At 42.1% G+C, this 16,904-nt stretch carries 13 protein-coding genes and 2 pseudogenes; 3 read left to right on the forward strand and 12 right to left on the reverse strand.

Annotation, left to right across the window (positions count from 1 at the left end; translation table 11 throughout):
* Window position 1: 1 nt before the first annotated feature.
* Window positions 2–3,300 (reverse strand): annotated as a pseudogene (locus IEE83_RS15395) (chemotaxis protein CheB).
* Window positions 3,301–3,975: 675 nt separating this feature from the next.
* Here IEE83_RS15395 and IEE83_RS15400 point away from each other — a divergent pair.
* Both IEE83_RS15400 and glgX read left to right on the forward strand, forming a co-directional pair.
* Window positions 3,976–4,950, forward strand: coding sequence for a TIGR03885 family FMN-dependent LLM class oxidoreductase (locus tag IEE83_RS15400; protein WP_194121429.1), 975 nt, complete (start codon window positions 3,976–3,978; stop codon window positions 4,948–4,950).
* Window positions 4,951–4,979: 29 nt separating this feature from the next.
* Window positions 4,980–7,151, forward strand: a complete 2,172-nt coding sequence (glgX, locus tag IEE83_RS15405; RefSeq protein ID WP_194121430.1) for a glycogen debranching protein GlgX — start codon at window positions 4,980–4,982, stop codon at window positions 7,149–7,151.
* A gap of 60 nt (window positions 7,152–7,211) precedes the next feature.
* Here the strand turns inward: glgX and IEE83_RS33580 are convergent, their stop codons facing one another.
* The 5 genes from IEE83_RS33580 to IEE83_RS15430 form a co-directional block, all read right to left on the reverse strand.
* Window positions 7,212–7,325 (reverse strand): Hsp20 family protein, encoded by a 114-nt coding sequence (locus tag IEE83_RS33580; protein WP_194121431.1) that lies wholly within the window; start codon window positions 7,323–7,325, stop codon window positions 7,212–7,214.
* A 180-nt stretch (window positions 7,326–7,505) separates the two neighbouring features.
* Window positions 7,506–7,964, reverse strand: a complete 459-nt coding sequence (locus tag IEE83_RS15415) for a hypothetical protein (protein WP_194121432.1) — start codon at window positions 7,962–7,964, stop codon at window positions 7,506–7,508.
* 925 nt (window positions 7,965–8,889) lie between these two features.
* Complete coding sequence (locus IEE83_RS15420; RefSeq protein ID WP_194121433.1) at window positions 8,890–9,381, reverse strand: hypothetical protein; 492 nt, start codon at window positions 9,379–9,381, stop codon at window positions 8,890–8,892.
* 249 nt (window positions 9,382–9,630) lie between these two features.
* Window positions 9,631–10,665, reverse strand: coding sequence for a fatty acid desaturase (locus tag IEE83_RS15425; RefSeq protein WP_194121434.1), 1,035 nt, complete (start codon window positions 10,663–10,665; stop codon window positions 9,631–9,633).
* 38 nt (window positions 10,666–10,703) lie between these two features.
* On the reverse strand, window positions 10,704–11,813 hold the full coding sequence (locus IEE83_RS15430) for a fatty acid desaturase family protein (protein ID WP_194121435.1): 1,110 nt from the start codon (window positions 11,811–11,813) through the stop codon (window positions 10,704–10,706).
* Window positions 11,814–12,099: 286 nt separating this feature from the next.
* Between IEE83_RS15430 and IEE83_RS15435 the strand changes: the two genes are divergently transcribed.
* Window positions 12,100–12,768, forward strand: a complete 669-nt coding sequence (locus IEE83_RS15435) for a LuxR C-terminal-related transcriptional regulator (protein ID WP_194121436.1) — start codon at window positions 12,100–12,102, stop codon at window positions 12,766–12,768.
* 444 nt (window positions 12,769–13,212) lie between these two features.
* Here the strand turns inward: IEE83_RS15435 and IEE83_RS15440 are convergent, their stop codons facing one another.
* The 6 genes and pseudogenes from IEE83_RS15440 to IEE83_RS33210 all read right to left on the reverse strand — a co-directional run bounded on the left by IEE83_RS15440 (window position 13,213) and on the right by IEE83_RS33210 (window position 16,841).
* Window positions 13,213–14,139 carry an SDR family NAD(P)-dependent oxidoreductase gene (locus tag IEE83_RS15440; protein WP_194121437.1) on the reverse strand — a complete coding sequence of 309 codons (927 nt, stop codon included), beginning with the start codon at window positions 14,137–14,139 and terminating at the stop codon, window positions 13,213–13,215.
* Between the two features lie 237 nt (window positions 14,140–14,376).
* Entirely contained in the window at window positions 14,377–14,778 is a 402-nt protein-coding gene (locus IEE83_RS15445) for a helix-turn-helix domain-containing protein (RefSeq protein ID WP_194121438.1), read from the reverse strand.
* Complete coding sequence (locus tag IEE83_RS15450) at window positions 14,766–15,389, reverse strand: hypothetical protein (RefSeq protein ID WP_194121439.1); 624 nt, start codon at window positions 15,387–15,389, stop codon at window positions 14,766–14,768. The genes IEE83_RS15445 and IEE83_RS15450 overlap by 13 nt, the downstream gene beginning before the upstream one ends.
* A gap of 512 nt (window positions 15,390–15,901) precedes the next feature.
* Window positions 15,902–16,153, reverse strand: a complete 252-nt coding sequence (locus IEE83_RS33205) for a hypothetical protein (RefSeq protein WP_229251484.1) — start codon at window positions 16,151–16,153, stop codon at window positions 15,902–15,904.
* Between the two features lie 3 nt (window positions 16,154–16,156).
* A pseudogene (locus IEE83_RS33585) lies at window positions 16,157–16,342 on the reverse strand (hypothetical protein); the annotation flags it as partial.
* Window positions 16,257–16,841 (reverse strand): NmrA family NAD(P)-binding protein, encoded by a 585-nt coding sequence (locus tag IEE83_RS33210; protein WP_194121440.1) that lies wholly within the window; start codon window positions 16,839–16,841, stop codon window positions 16,257–16,259. The pseudogene IEE83_RS33585 and the gene IEE83_RS33210, both read right to left, overlap by 86 nt.
* Window positions 16,842–16,904 lie beyond the last annotated feature (63 nt).

Consider the following 16,904-nt stretch of genomic DNA (forward strand, 5'->3'; position numbering starts at 1 on the left):
GTTATTCAGTTAGGTATATTTTAAACTCACTACCGACGCCGGGCTGACTTTCCACACTGATCCTGCCACCAGCAGCATGGACTATTTTACGGGTTAGGTACAAACCGATTCCATATCCAGTCTGGTATATTTATCAAAAATGGTACTTAGATGCTTGCTTTCAATACCCATTCCATTATCCTTCACCGACACAACAGTACCGCTATCTTCAATAGTTATCTGGACAGTAATGACCGGGGGAGCTTCAGAACGGTATTTGATGCCGTTAGCAATTAGGTTGTAAAGGATACTACGAAGGTTTTTTTTAGAAAAAACAATTTCCTTTACCCTCACGTCCCTTTTAATTACTGCCCCGTTGGACTTGATCCTTTCAGACAGACTCCATTCGATATTATCCAGCAGTTCATCCATGTCGATCGGCTCAGTTTGGATGGCATTATTTTCAATCTTGCCAATCGCGGCAATCTCACTAATCAGTGAGCGGAATTTTTTTATCGACCCATTTATAATAGGCAGTACTTCATTAAGCTCGGTATCGTTGGAATTTATTGCATTTATGAGTGAGATGCTTCCCTCAATACTATTTAGGGGGTCAATTAAATCATGCGAAGCAGTATGAATGAAATTATCAAGGTCGGCATTAATCCTTGTCAGAGCCTGATTTTTTTTATCAAGCTGCTGCTGGATTGTTTTAAGTTCGGTAATGTCATTAAAAGTTATGATCGCTCCGCAGGTCGAATTGTTGATCTGCTTGATATAGGGCATGGTCATAACCTGGAACCATCTGCCATCCCGTGTCTCAATTTCCTTAGCCACCACTGTATCGCTGGCTAGTACCTGATTGATATCTTCAATAATAGTCTCGACCTTAAAGTTTGTGGAGAAATTACTTAGAGGCCGTCCGATATCACTTTCAAGAAGATTTATTAATTTAACTGCTCCTGGAGAGAACTTAATAAGCCGCAACTGATCATCTATAAAAAGCTGACCGTTAACATTGCTTCTAAAATAATTATTCAGATCATCGTTAAGTTCTAAAAGTTCTTTGTTTTTGAGCTGGTAATCAGAATTTATAGTGTGCAGCTCTTCATTGATAGACTGCATTTCTTCACTGGTGCTCTGCATTTCTTCATTCGCAGAAAGCAGCTCCTCATTGAAAGACTGCATGTTCTCATCGAGTGCATACAGCTTCTCGTTTGAAACCATCAGCTTTTCTTTTAAATCCCTTACCTCCTGTTCCAGGCTCCGGGTATACTGGTTGAAATACAATTCCTCATCAAAGACCGGTCCGCTGTTCAATGCTTCCTCGGGGTAATCTTCTTCCTCTATACGTACCATCAGAAAGCCATTGCTTCGGCCTTTATATATCATTGGGCTTACTGATAGCGTCACACTGATGATTACTTCACCCTGTTTGATTTTGATTCCGGTGATCGATGCGGCGTGATCGTTTAGCATAACATCGTTAACAACGGCATTGTATGCTATGGCCAGCGGGCCCGGAAGCAGTTCGGTAAAATCCGTGGTCATGATCTTCTGGAGCAAAAATTTTGTTGTATCTCCATAGAATTTTAGAATCCTTTCATTATGATCAATACAGATAATGAGTTGGCCAAGATCCTTCATCAGCGTTTCATTGACTGCATCGCCAAGGGTACGTTCAGGAACTTTATAGGCCTGCTCCTGGGGATGGAATGTGTCTGTCCGCTTTTTATAAGAGACTTCGGGAAGCGAAAAGGATTCGAACCTTACCGGATGATTGGTATCCAAATTTTTATAGACCTTAAATTTTTTGCTAAGTACTTTAAGGCTTTGCAGGATTGGCAGCGGGTTTTCGCTTGAACCAAGAAAAAGGTATCCATCTGCTTTAAGACCGAAAAGCAGCATCAGGTAAATTTTCTTTTGAAGGGCGGGCGCCATATAAATCAACACATTGCGGCAGCTTATAAAATGCATATTGCAATAGGGCGGATTTTTTACCAGGTCATGCTGGGCGAAAATAACCATTTTACGAAGAGCAGGCCTGACCTTATAGTCATCTCCTTCCAGCTGAAAGAATCTCTCCCGGCGTTGCTGTGAGACATTGACCATAGTACTTTGCTTATATATCCCTTTGCCGGCATTAGTCAAAGCAACATTATCAATATCTGTTGCAAAAATTTTCACCACATGCTCATCAATCCTGCCGCCCAGTTGTTCACTGATAAGCATGGCTATTGAATATGCTTCTTCACCCGTTGCGCATCCGGTAACCCACATCCTTATTTCTTGCCCGGGCGACAATTCATTAATGATCGCAGGCATTACCTGGCTTTCGATAAATTGAAATGATTCTGTATCCCTGAAAAAAGCGGTCACACTGATTAAAAAATCCTTCGCTAATATTTCCAACTCCGCAGGATTGCTTTTGATGAACTCAATATAGCTACCTAACTCAGCAAAATTGTTGGAAGCTGTCCTTCTTTTTATTCTTCTTAAAATGGTGGTATGCTTGTAATCCGAAAAATCAAGCGGAAGTTTCTGATTGATCAGCCCGATAATCTCATCGACGTGACCTTCATCCAGAATTCCGGCAGCCAGAACATCAAGCTCACGCCTGACATAATCCTCAATAGCAGCAGGCATAGCTTCGGGTTCCAAAATCAAATCAACCATGCCAGAGGCAATTGCATTTGCCGGCATGCTGTGAAACTCTGTGCCTTTAGGCTCTCGGGCAATCACCATTCCACCGCCCCTTTTTATGGCTTTAACCCCATCGGTTCCATCCGAACCCAGCCCTGATAGCACAACGCCGATCGCTTTGTGGCCATAATCTGCCGCCAGTGAAGTGAAAAAAGTATTGATGGTCATGTGTGGACCACGGTCATCGCTCTTGTCGGTTAGATACAAAGTGTGTCCGCGCACGGTCATAAACTTGTCATTAGGAATAATATATACCCGATTTCCCTGAATTGACATTCCGTTTTCGGCTTCATGAACAACTAGTTTGCTGTGCCTGGAAAGCAGCGTTACCATGTGGCTTTTAAATTCAGCAGATAAATGCTGAACAATGATGTAGGAAACTCCATCAGAGGGAGTATGGTCAAAAAAAGTGTTAAGCTCATCAAGGCCGCCAGCCGAAGCGCCTATGGCAATGATATGATGGGGTTCTGCTGTAAACATAAAGTGTTGGAAGGTAAGTAGTTGTTTGGTAAGCGTCACAAAAAATCCATTGTAAATGATCTGCGAGGCCTTTATCATTTTAAAGGTGTTAGATCCTTGGTGCAGATAAGGGAAGTTACCAGCAATAAAGCATGCCATAAAACAAATAAAATCTTATTTATCGCAATTAAACTATCAAAATTTACTATTCGGTAAGACAAAGCTTGCAGGGCGATATACGAATTAGCCTCCATGATTAATCAGGGCACTATTCTAAAAAGTTGTAACAAGAAGGAAAATTAAAGAGCATTATTTAAAGATTCGGTAATATTTTACGTTAACCTAATGCCTTCGAAGTTTCTACCAGGTTATTTTGAGCAATTACTTACCCACATCCTAATGAAAGCACGTTTTATGATAAAGCTACCTTTCTTCTGATCCGTATCTTTGTGACGCACTGCACAGAGATAATAAGGACCCGGCATCTTTCACGATAATAGCTTCATCATAAAAGGTCTTTTTTAATTAGAAACTAGACGAGTGATGGTCATGTAATGTCGTTCCACCCGACTAATGTAAAAACGCAAAAAAATAGCCGAGGTCTGGATAGGCGCGTTGTTTCCTTAAACGGTCGAATAGCAGTCGCAATGCGCCTAAGCAAATAACGCTAACCGTTCACTACCTGAAAAACTATTTTTTGCAGTGGTAGCTCATCCATAAAGAAAGCTGATTTTACAGAGTTGGATCCTTCGTTGGCATACCTTTTATATTCGACAGGCGATTTATGCATTTGGTTTCCCAACAACTTAAAGAAGCAATTTATCAGCAAACAGCATGGAAAATATTCAGGCAGGTTATCATGTCTCTCACGAGCAGTTTAAACCAAGTTTATTATTAACCCTGGTCCAGAAAGCACAGCAGGCCGGTTTTACGCAGGCACTAAGCTCGGACCACTATTTCCCATGGAGTGAATCGCAGGGAGAAAGCGGTTTTGCCTGGAGTTGGCTCGGTGCTGCCATGCAGGCTACGACACTGGGTTACGGGATTGTAAACGCACCCGGTCAGAGATATCACCCGGCAATCATCGCGCAGGCCGTGGCAACCCTTTGTGAAATGAACCCGGGCAGATTCTGGATCGCTGCCGGTAGCGGACAGTTTTTAAACGAGCACATCAACGGAGATAAGTGGCCATTAAAAGCTGTCCGTAATGAGCGTTTGAAAGAAAGCGTTGATATCATGCGCGCGCTGTGGCGGGGTGAAACAGTAACCCATGACGGTCATGTCAAAGTCAGTGAGGCCAAGCTATATACACGGCCGGATTATATTCCTTCGGTCATTGGGGCCGCGCTGACAGAGCAGACTGCCAAATGGGTTGGCAGCTGGGCAGATGGTATGATTACGACTTCACGCCCCAAGGATGAGCTCAAAACACTTATTGATGCTTTCCGTTCCGGGGGTGGTGAAAACAAGCCAATTTATTTGAAAGTCCAGCTATCTTACGATACCACTTTCGACAATGCCCTTGCAGGAGCGCACCAGCAGTGGAGAAACAATGTCTTCTCTTCGGCGCTGCTTTCTGATATCCGCTCGGCACAGGGATTTGATGCAGCAGGTGACATGGTAAAACCCCAGGACATGATTAATTCGGTCCGGATCTCAGACAGCACAGACCAGCATCTGGAATGGCTTATGGCAGACATCAGCGCCGGCGTTTCAAACTTGTATCTGCATAATGTAAATACACGGCAGTTCGAATTTATCGATGCCTTTGGCTCGAAGGTACTGCCCCATTTAAGATCATCCTACTGATATAAACTGATTATTCAGCTGTTAATATTATGAACCTACATATTGAGAACCAAGTTTTGGAAAACGAAAATCCAAAGCAAGTAAAAGTTTATCCGGGAAAACCTTATCCACTGGGCGCAACCTGGGATGGAAAAGGTGTCAATTTCTCGATTTTCTCAGAACATGCAGAAGGCATAGAACTGTGCCTTTTTGACGCAGATAATCCTGAAAAGGAAAGCACGGTAATCAAGGTTGAAGAAGTCACCCATCACATCTGGCATGTCTATATTCCAGGACTACGACCGGGCCAGCGGTATGGATACAGAGCATACGGATTGTATGAACCACAAAACGGGCACCGGTTTAATCCCAACAAGCTGCTTATCGATCCTTATGCCAGGGCAGTGGACGGAGACGTTCAGTGGGACGATGCCGTTTTTGGCTACCAGGTTGGAGACAATATTGACGATCTGAGTTTTAGTGAAACCGATAGTGCTGCTTTTATTCCCAAATCCGTAGTAGTTGATAATTACTTTGACTGGGAAAATGACGTAAAACCAGACATTCCTTATAGTGATACTGTCATCTACGAGGCCCATGTAAAAGGATTTACCCGGCTTCACAAGGAAATTCCGAAGGAAGCAAGAGGAACTTATGCAGGTATGGCACACCCGGCGACGCTGCGTTATTTAAAAGAACTTGGCATTACGGCCGTCGAGCTTCTTCCGGTACATCATTTTGTTTCTGATCAGCATCTTGCCAAAAAAGGACTTGCCAATTACTGGGGCTATAATACTCTGGGCTTTTTTGCACCTGACTTCCGTTATAGCAGCGGTTCGGCAGCAGCAGACCAGGTGATTGAATTTAAAAAAATGGTCAAAGCGCTGCATAAAGAGGGTATAGAAGTCATTTTGGATGTGGTCTACAATCACACTGCGGAAGGAAATCATCTGGGCCCTACCCTGTCTTTCAGGGGATTAGATAATGCTTCTTATTACCGGCTTTGCAGCGATGAGAAATCTAAATACATGGATTATACCGGTACAGGCAACACACTCAATGTTCAGCTCCCAAATGTTCTGGCTTTGATCATGGATAGTCTCAGATACTGGATCACTGAAATGCATGTTGACGGCTTTAGGTTTGATCTGGCTGCCTCGCTGGCAAGAACACTTGAAGAAACAGACAGTCTAAGCTCTTTTTTCAACATTATCTACCAGGACCCGGTTATATCGCAGGTAAAGTTGATTGCTGAACCTTGGGACATTGGCGATAAAGGTTATATGGTTGGGAAATTTCCTGTGGGCTGGGGAGAATGGAATGACAAGTACCGCGATCATATCCGGGATGTCTGGCGGGGTGGTGATGTGACATTATATGAATTTGCAAACCGGTTTACCGGCAGCCCGGACCTTTATCAGGGAGATTACCGGCGGCCAACAGCCAGCGTGAATTTGCTAACTGCCCATGATGGTTTTACCCTGAACGATTTGGTCAGCTATAACGAAAAACACAATCAAGCCAATGGAGAGGATAACAAAGATGGAGCTGATGAGAATAACAGCTGGAACTGTGGCATTGAAGGGCCTACAAACAATAAGCAAATAATTCTTTTACGGCAAAAACAAAAAAGGAATCTACTGACTACAATGTTCTTATCGCAGGGTGTTCCGATGCTTATGGCCGGGGATGAATGGGGCCGTACCCAGCAGGGCAACAACAATGCATATTGTCAGGACAATGAGATATCCTGGCTGGACTGGCAGTCAGCTGACCCTGAACTATTGGCATACACAAAATCGCTGATTCGATTTTGCAAGGAGCATCCTTCTTTTCGCCGCAGACGTTGGTTTCAGGGTTTACCGGTTACTGGCTCACAAAGAAAAGACATTTTGTGGATACAAGCAGACGGAAGCAGCGTAGCCGATGAGCAATGGGACGATGCGCTTGCCAAGACTTTTGGTGTATATCTAAACGGAAAAGGCATCAGATGTGTGAACTGGGACAACGAAAGAATTACAGATGATAGCTTTTTAATTATTTTTAATACTTCAAAAGATAATGTCAGATTCACCTTACCGGATGAGTGCGCCGATCAGTGGCGTATGGTCCTCGATAGTAATGAAGGTTTTATTGGTACATCAGAGCAGGAGTTTAAACCCGGCAGCATTATCAATGTCGCCAGCTGCTCTGTACTGGTTTTAAAATGCCGGGTTTCTTAGTACTCTGGGAATATAGCCTCCTACTAAAAAATAAGGCTTGTTTTTCAGCAAGCTTTATTTTTATACGACTTCAATAAGCCTCGGGCATCCTCTGGCTTCTTCTTTCCTTGGAATACATATGTGCAGAAGACCATTGTCATAGCTGGCACTTATACCGTCCTGGTCCCCACACATCTGTAGGCGATATGAAACTTCTTTTAAAGCCTAAGCTAACAGGTGCGCTGACTGCTTCTATGGAGGGTTTAACTGCAGAAAACTAATGAAATTATCGCAAGTACAGATAAAGGAACGCTGGTTCGTGACTGTGGTATTATAATGGCTGCTCAAAAGAAGAACATTATGAAGCGCTTTACCTCAATTGGCTTTCACTGGAAATAGCTTCTCATCTATTTCGGTACCCTGCCCCGCCACACGGCACCATCCGCTGATCGTTTTGTGAAAAACCTCTAACCTTCTCACCTTCATATTCACTGCACGGCCGTCTACTTCGAGCTGTACATTAATCAGAAAATTGACAACAGCCATATTACCGTCGTAAATTCGGATAAATTCATTGCCGGGCACTGGCCTGACCGATTTAAAAACAATTTTTTCCTTCGACTGCACGCCTTGCCATGCTTCGTGTGAAAAAGAAATGTCGCCTTTCGCACCCACTGCGATAAAATCCTTGCAATCGATTTGTATATCCGGCTTTCGGTTCCGCATTAGTTCCCTGATTTCATTTCTTTCTTTTGGAAAGCTGGTTGTGTCAATCTGGGCGATAGCGTTGTAAGATACCAATAGCACGAACAGTACGAGAAAAGTTTGTTTCATAGAAAGAATCTGTTTTATTGAAGATAAAGTAGCTGTTTCCAAGAATACCTGGTTCAATATAATAAGAAGAAAATTTATTTATTTGGTTTCAGTTTAATTTATGAGAATCAAATGTCTCAAAATACGAACACATATTAGAGACTAGACAGCATCAGACCGGAATAATTGTATCATCTTCTATTCAAGATACACTTTCAATCTTAGTAGACTATCTACCTGCTCCGCTAAGCATTTTTTATGAAAATTCTCTAATCAGCGGGCAGAGAATTGCTGACAAGGACTTTTAGTGGTTAGGATTTAAGTTTTAAGGCATGTCAATAACCACAAACCATGCTGCATTGGTGAACGTTTTCCATTCGGTCTGAGTATTAGGCTCTAAAAGCATCAAGATCCATCTGTGAAAGGCCAATTTTTTATGGAAGCAGTTAATAGAGCTGCCCGAATATCTTCAAATGAAAATCCATTTTTTAGAAACCCTTCCCATAAAGGGAAGGCTCTAACGTTGAGTAAATTTAGTAGCAGAGTCCCGGCGCTGCCAGCCCCAAGCCGGATGCCTCGCCCCTACTTACAGATTCAAAAGTACTAACAAGTAAACTGGCGGTAAAATAAAACTGAGTTAACGGTCAGAATCAAACAAACATCTTCAAATTGTTATTTCAAAGCTTGCATTTTTTATAATCCAGCAGGAATATTTCTGCGTCTCCAACATGTACTGCTTAGAAGCTTGTATTGCCTGCATCAGCTCGACGGCCGACTAAAGGGAGGATTCGTTTCCGGAAATCGATCCGCATCCGGTCAATCATCTATCAAAAATGCAAATTACGGCATTTAAAGGTGTTACAACTGACTATTTGAGCTACGCAGCTGCATTTAAGGCAGCTGCATTTAATAACAAAACCATTGTCGATACGTCAAATAGCAATAATTAAACCAATCCACCGACATAACATACCATGCCACCGGCCGGAATGGTCAGTCGAACTGCTTTACCGTTTCTAACTTCGACGTTGAGCTCGTTGGGGATATCCCCGGTAGCAAATAAGCAGTTCATCTTATTTCCCACAGGATGCAGATTACTATCAATGGTAACATACAAACTGGCACTGATCTGCTGATCAAGGTTAACGGCGCACAGATACTCCTGATCACCGCAAATCCGGGACCACGCAAAGATCCAGTAGAGATAGTGGTCAGCTAAATCTGGATACAGGAATTGCGCCCCGCTAACTGAGATGGACCGCTGATAATATTTACCGTTTAAAAGGGCCGGATGTTTGCAAACAGTCTGCTGCAGCGCATTCATATTTCCATCACTGGATTTATGTTTTTTTACAAATTCCGCCATGGCAACCTGATAGTTATCTGGTGCTGCAGAAACCGGTTGTTCCTGCTTTGAAATCACTAATGGTTGTGTCATTGGATTTTGCCTTTTTTGTGATAATAGATTGATAAGGTATTCTATGCAAGATCTGTACCATGTCAAACCCACGTCAAATCAAAATGCGCCTTGCGCTGGCACGCGTAACCGGGAGCGTATTTTTTTAAATGAAAAAATTTATTGACGCAGGCCCGGACCATATTATTAAAGCTGATCACCAAAGACTAAAATGTCAAATCGATACAATGTGCGGACGTGTTAAAGAACTTCTTTCGGATAACTCTATGCTTAGTGAGATTTCTTTTCCTGATAAGGCACATGGTAACGGGCGTAGAACTGCTTTTTAAAATCTTTGTAAGAACTGACTGCTCCAAGCCTATTCATTATCCTAATGTAATACCATGCTAAATCTACCTGGTAAGGTTTAAATCCACTTCTTGCACTTTTTGGATACAGGTGATGATTGTTATGCCACTCGCCGGCCACAATGCCCGGCCAGATCTGGTTGACAGAGTTATCCCCGGTATTGAAATCATTTCCTTCCACCTGCACGTTTTTCCCTTTGCCATGTCCTTCATAATTAAAGGTCCTGACCCCGACAGCCCAGAAGCCAGCTGCTCCAAAAAGGCAACATGCCAGCGCATGGCCACCTGCCAGATAAAATGCGCAGTACCAGAACGACCAGTTGAGCGCCCAGGCTAAAACTGCTCTTGTCGGATTCGCGTAAGAGCCCCATTTCTGGTACTGTTTAAAAGTATTGGCTTTTACCCCTGTATGCTTCATCAGGGCTTTTACCCGGTAATAATCTGTCTCACTAAGGTTCTTTGCAATGGGCTGGTGGTTTACGTCAGCCAGAAAGCAGTAAAGAAAACCGGCTTTGGCGTTATAAGGATCACCTGGCTGGTCCGACTTGGCATGATGCACATGATGTGAGATTACATAGATTTCCTCCGGTATCATGCTGACAGTTAGATTCTGCGTAAAAAAACGCCAGAACTTGTTAGAGAATGTGTAAGCCCCATGGGTACAATACCTGTGATGCCATATCGTTCCATGCGTTCCCATGATAACCATACTATATAAAAACGCTGCCAGCAGTGTCCAGAAACTGAAATAGCGGAACACAAAAAGAAACAGGAATGGCATCATGCAGAATACCTTCATCCAGCTCATCAGCGGCAGCCAGTTACGGCGGTCGGCCCAAATATTTAGTCTGCTAAAAAATTCACGAAGGATCGCGCCAGCACCTGGTCTAACCAGATTTCCGGCAGCATCTTTCCAGCCGTACGCCGGGGTTTGCAACACTGTGTCTAAAAATGGCATAATAAATTGTTAAAAGAGTTCCGGACGCTATTGAGTAGTTATACGATTGCCTCATTTAAAGAAGGCATCCCAAAACGTTTAAGGCTTGAAATGTGGGATCTGACCGCCGCAAGGAAAGTTTTGTTTTCCATATAAGTAAGCCCGAATTCCTGAGCGGTTTGCCGCACGATCGGTGCTAGCTGGGGATAATGCACATGGCAGACCTTGGGAAACAAATGATGTTCGATTTGAAAATTCAGCCCGCCAATATACCAGCTCAGCCATTTGTTGCGCGGGGAAAAATTTACGGTCGTTTCAAGCTGATGGATTGCCCAGTCTTTGGCGATGATACCTGTATGATCAGGCAGCGGATGCTGTGCGCCTTCGACTGAGTGGGCAAGCTGAAAAATTACAGTCAAGACAAGTCCTGCTGCAAAGTGCATCAGTAAAAAGCCGACCAAGATCTGTCCGAATGAAATCTTGAATACAAATACCGGAACGACCAGCATCACCGCAATGTAGATCAGCTTCATACGGATCAGGCCGCCGAGCATCTCTTTGTTTTGTGATCTGGTCTGCCGGTTAACGCCGGCTTTTATGAAGGTATAATATTGGATAAAATCTTTAAGCAGCACCCAGTAAAGAGTCAAAATTCCATAAAAGAAAAAAGCGTAAATCCACTGAAACCGGTGAAGCTTTCCGGCTTTGGCATGGGGAGAAAGTTTAATGACCCCGCGGTCTTTGATGTCTTCATCCAGCCCTGCAATATTCGTGTAAGTATGGTGAAGAATATTGTGCTGCAACTTCCAGTTCAGCGCCCCTGCACCCGCCAGATTTATGGTATAACCCAGCCACTTGTTCACCGAAGGATTTTTAGAAAAGGCACCATGATTTGCGTCATGCATCACACTCATACCAATCCCGGAAATGGCAAAGCCCATCAGCAGCCAGAGTAGCAGGCTTATTACTGCCGGCGGCGTAAAAATGATCAGTACAAAGTATGGAACCAAATAAGCCGCAATTAAAACAATGGTTTTCACTACCATGGTTTTATTAGCATATTTTGATTTATGATGTTCACTAAAATACTGATTAACCCTTTTTTTAAGCGTAGGGAAGAAAAGGCTTTTATCAGGTGCGGCGAATTTGATATTTTGTTGGTTTGTCATCACGTAAGAGTTAACTTGGTTACCAAAAGACCTGGTGAGAAAGCAAGTTAATCTTCGATTTGTCAGGAAGCCGTATGAATGTAAAACGTTGAAAATCAATTATTATTACCTGTTTATAAAATTAATTTGAATAGCTTATCGTAGTAGTTGGAAAGTAGAATACAACAGGCGAACATGGATTTGGGTCATGGATGGGCATATCTTAAAAAAAGAAAGTGCCCATCCGGGACCGCACCAGGGTTGGTAACTTATCTTTAAGAAAGTATAGGGTATACCAGGGATAGAGATGCTACCTTTACCCATGAACAATCCTGAAACGACTGCTTCCTCTATTATCATCCTGGACACACATCCTCTTTTTCGTAAGGGATTGGCAAGACTGCTCAAAGAAAATTTTCCACAGACGCTTCTGAGCGAAGCCAAAAATCTCCAAGAGATCGGTCAATCACTGCCGGAAATAGAAATGGCGGTTTTCATTATTGTAATCAATTCTGATTTTGAAGAAGATGGCACAAATCCTGTTGCAGAAATAAAAAGACGATACCCGCTGGCTTCGATCATCCTGTACGCCGAGGAACTCAAACCTGAACTTATAATTTCCTATTTCAAATCCGGTATAAAAGGTTACTTATTCAAACATGAAAACCTGACAGAGCTCATTGACTGTATCCAGGTCGTAAACCAGGGAAATCGTTATATCAATGCGGAATATAAAGAAGTCTTGCTCTCATACCTGATTGAAAACTATAAATCCAGCAGGAAGCAGGATCTTCTCACGCCCCGTCAGAACGAAGTTGCCCGGTATCTGATACAGGGCTTGACCACTAGTGCAATCGCAGAAGCAACAGGACTTCACATATCTACGATCAGCACTTTCAAAACCGCTATCTTTACAAAACTCGGCGTTGATAATGTTTTAAGGCTTAAACAAGTCTTTGAAACAGACCAGAATTAAATCACAAGAGCTAAATGCGAGGCCTGCTATATTATGCCGTCGCAATGAAGTTTAACATAACATTTGTATGTGATACAAGGCCTTTCTTTCTAAAAGGACTATTGCCTGGCGTATTGTTTCTTCATCATCTTTTATAACACTTTTTTTGGTTAATATCTAGCTGGATTTTTTTTGAATGATCAGGTGCTTAATCTCTCTTTCTGCAATATTATGAAACTCCTGCCGAATTTCGATATAGTTGCGATTGACCATGTTCTCATTCAGATTTCACACGGCAGGAATAAGTATGTATGCAACCTGCTCTGCATGAATCGCTTGATGATCATTAATAATTTCTGCATGAAAGTTTTTCAGATCAATTCTTAGTTACGCCATCACGGAGCATCTGTTCAAATAATTGCATAAGTTCAGCGCGTGGTGTACCTCCATAAGGCATTTTTAAGCCTATTTTATAAAACGGTGAATTGCTTTATCAGCGTTATCTTGAAATGTAGTATTTTTCAAATCAGTATAAAAAGTGCTCTGGTCAACCACGTCCCCTGATAACTTACCCTCTTTACTTGCATAAAAAACGCCACTTTTATATTGCTCATCCGAAATACCATCTACAAAGCGTTTTGCACCTACTTCTAACGAATGCACCATTCCTCCTATCACTGGAAATACAACAGGCATCATAAAATACTTCAACAAAAATTTCATTGCCGGGGGCAAATTATCCGGTGCCAAAGTTCCTTTTGTGTTCCCTGGACTCATAACAACAAATTTGAGGTCAGGATATCTCCTTGCCATTGATAACATCCACATGGTTGCAGCATATTTAACGTATCCGTATGCTTGCACCGCATCGAATTTATTACCAAAATATGATCCATCAAGAACACCGGCAAACTCATCTACTGAAGAAGTCTTCATGGCAACCGGTTTCATTCCGAGCATCTTTACTCCCAGTATTGCTTCTGCACTTGGATACAATACTGCTTTTTTTAACTTATCATGTTTAATTAATTCCTCCACTAAGATCACATGACCTAAAATATTCGCAGCAGCTAATTCATTCATACCAGAAGGGGTCATTTTTCCAGCCATTTTCCCAACCATTCCGCCTGCATTTAAAATTATGGCGTCAATAGGTTCCTTTATTTTTTCTACCGCTCTTCTTACAGAATCGACATCTGCAACATCCCCAATAATAATCTCAAAAATCTTTTGGCCCGTTTGCACCTCAAGGTATTTTTTTGCTGCCTCGGCTTTCACTTGGTTTCTGCAGAAAAGAAATACCTTTTTTGTTTCTTTTTTCAATGCTAACTGGCGGGCAACCTCTTTCCCAAGCCCTGCATTTGCTCCGGTTATTAATATACTTTCGTTCATTTCTCAATCTTTTTAGATACAGTTAGTTATATGGGACAGCGATTAAAAAGATGTATGGGATCAAGCGTATAAAGGTGTTTTGAAGGACGCACCAGGTCAATGGAGTATCGAATTTGAGAAAGCAGCCGTCCTTTTGCTTTCGTTTTTTTAATAAATCTAAAATCACGAGGCAAAAATAAAACCTGAAGTAAATTCAAACCTGGCAGTACAGTTCAAAAAATGGTAAATTTAGTTCAATTATTGCTTACGATACTCAGAAGGCGATTGATTATACTTTTGTTTGAAGGTCTTTGTGAAATGTGAAGTATCCTGAAAACTAACTTCATAACAAATTTCAGATACAGATAATTTGGTTGATTGTAGTAGCTCAAGAGCCTTTTCCAACTTCTTTTCTTTTATGAAATTTGCCGGTGTATCACTAAACTGTGTTTCAAAATCTCTCTTAAATGTTGAAAGGCTCCGTCCAGTCAAACTGGCTAACTCGGCTATAGAAATAGATGAGTATAAATGTGCCTCTACTACTTCAAACAAACCTGCTTGTCTTGGATTAAATAAATGAGAGAATAATGTAATTATATTTTCAGCATTGTCTGTTTGAAGAAGTAAAAGGATGAGTTCTTTTAATTTTAATTTAAGCAACTCGTCCGTAACAAGTTCGGGTTTTCAAAATAAAAGTTAAGACTTTGAATGAAATGGGTTATGATGCTTTGTTTTTTTATTTTCTTAATATACGGTTTGTGAGTGTAGTCTTTTATGAAAGTTGGAAATTCCTTTTTGTATAATTCTTTCAAAATGTCTGAATATAAATGGACAGCAAAAATTTCACAGGTTTTAGCAGGATGTTTTTGAAGAGCGTTTGCGAAGTAATTACCACATCTAAGCAAAACACTTTCCTCCGTTTGAATAGATAGGCTGTCAGTTGGTGAAGTATAGGACACTTCCCCTTCCATAAGGTAAATAAAACAGGCATGGTCCTGAAAAATTGAGTCAAGTCCAAGTCTTAATGGTGTCTTGATTATTAATTTTTCAATTAAATATTTATTATTGATGTCAAAATCTTTTCTGTCAAGAATCATTTTTATTGTAGTTCGTGGATTTATACAATGACCGCTAACGGTTCGGCCCCCATGAATTGGGGATATAGAAGCGCTCACTTTCAACCTACTACAAATGTAAATAAAAAGGACTGGAGGTCTTGAACCAGTACCTGCAAACAGTGATTGAATAAGATCTTCCCCCTGAGAAAGCACTATTCGACTGTTTGGCAGTAAACAGGGTTAAAACCGGTGGTGTGCAAGCATCAGTCAGAAACTAGTATCGTTCCAAAGAAAAAAATATACGCATAACGAGAGGTTTTTTTTAAAGCCAACCGCCAAATCTTGAATATGGAAGAAATTATAATTCCTTCAAACGTAAGAAAGAAGATCAAGAAAAGTAAAAGTCTGTAAGTACCTTCATCTTTCCTTAATCTCTTCCAAATTAATACACCGGTGCACAAAAATGTAATAATCAAACCGACAGTTTCACTATAAAACAGGACCTAATTAATTGGCTCGCATTTTATCCATAACTAGAAGCTGGTATGGTGCAACTTTCCAAAAACATATTGAAATATATTTGTTATATAACTAGGTGATAGGAGCAAAAAGTACCCAAATACCTGTTTTGTCATGTTTACTTACGTTTGGTTAGATTAAAAATGATATACGCACCTTGCCTTGAGCCAGATGCAGGATAAACTGTCAATGATCGTTGACCTGTCTTATTCTAAACCAGAATATCTTTCTTGCAGGAAAGATTTATGGCCCTCCAGAAATTCATCTAGCGACTCGGGGTGGATGCCGTAGCCGGAAGCTTCCTGAGGGTCAATTTTATACCCTTCCACATTCTGCCAGATGTAGGCTTCGAACCCCCATTTAAACAATCCGCTGGCGGCTGCTTCCTCCTCAGTTTGGCTGATGGCATCAAAATGTTTGCCGGTCACAGTGGAAAGCGCCTCGGCAACTTCTGACATGGTGTGTTTTTCACCCACTAATGAGAGTTCTTTATGGTTGAATTTCTCCGGCTGAGTAAAGGCTTCGGCTGCAAAGCGGCCAATATCCTGTGCTGAAAACCAGTCAATTTGGGTTCCGTCGCGACCGGTGTGATGAACTTTCCATTGGCCATGGTAGGGAACATGCCTGCATCCCTGGGGGAAGCAAATTCTCCATTAAAAACGGCGGTTTCAAAATGGTCCAGTACGGGAAGCCCGCAGCTTTAACCGCGTCAATAGCAGCAGATTTTTCCAGCCAATACAACGGCTCCCAGCGGCCTTTGTCCCAGTCCACAAAATTTTCATGCTCCCCAGCCCGCGCCACCGACGTATGTACGAATTGCCGGACACCCGCCGCCCTTGCAGCCGCTACTAAATTATTGGCATGACGCGTTTCCTCTCCCTTATTGCCAGGGTGAGTACCCATTTGCACAGAGAAGACACCGGTCGCCCCTCGCGCCGCCTTGCTCAAACCTTCCAGTTCATCGAAGGTAGTTTCGAATAGTTCGATATTTTGAGCCGCCAGAGCCTTGGCTGCCTCGCTGTTTTTATTCCGTACAATCGCCCGTATGGCGAAATCACCTTTTGCTAGTAAGGCCTTAATGACGGCACCTCCCTGGAGGCCCGCGCCACCAGCAACTAGGATTACTGGTTTTTGAATATGATTCATGTTCATTTAATTAATTTCTGTAAATTTACGCCTTAACTGGTTTACAAAACATACCAGTTACCT

It is taken from the genome of Dyadobacter subterraneus (assembly GCF_015221875.1).
In the GTDB taxonomy this organism is placed as follows: Bacteria; Bacteroidota; Bacteroidia; order Cytophagales; family Spirosomataceae; genus Dyadobacter; species Dyadobacter subterraneus.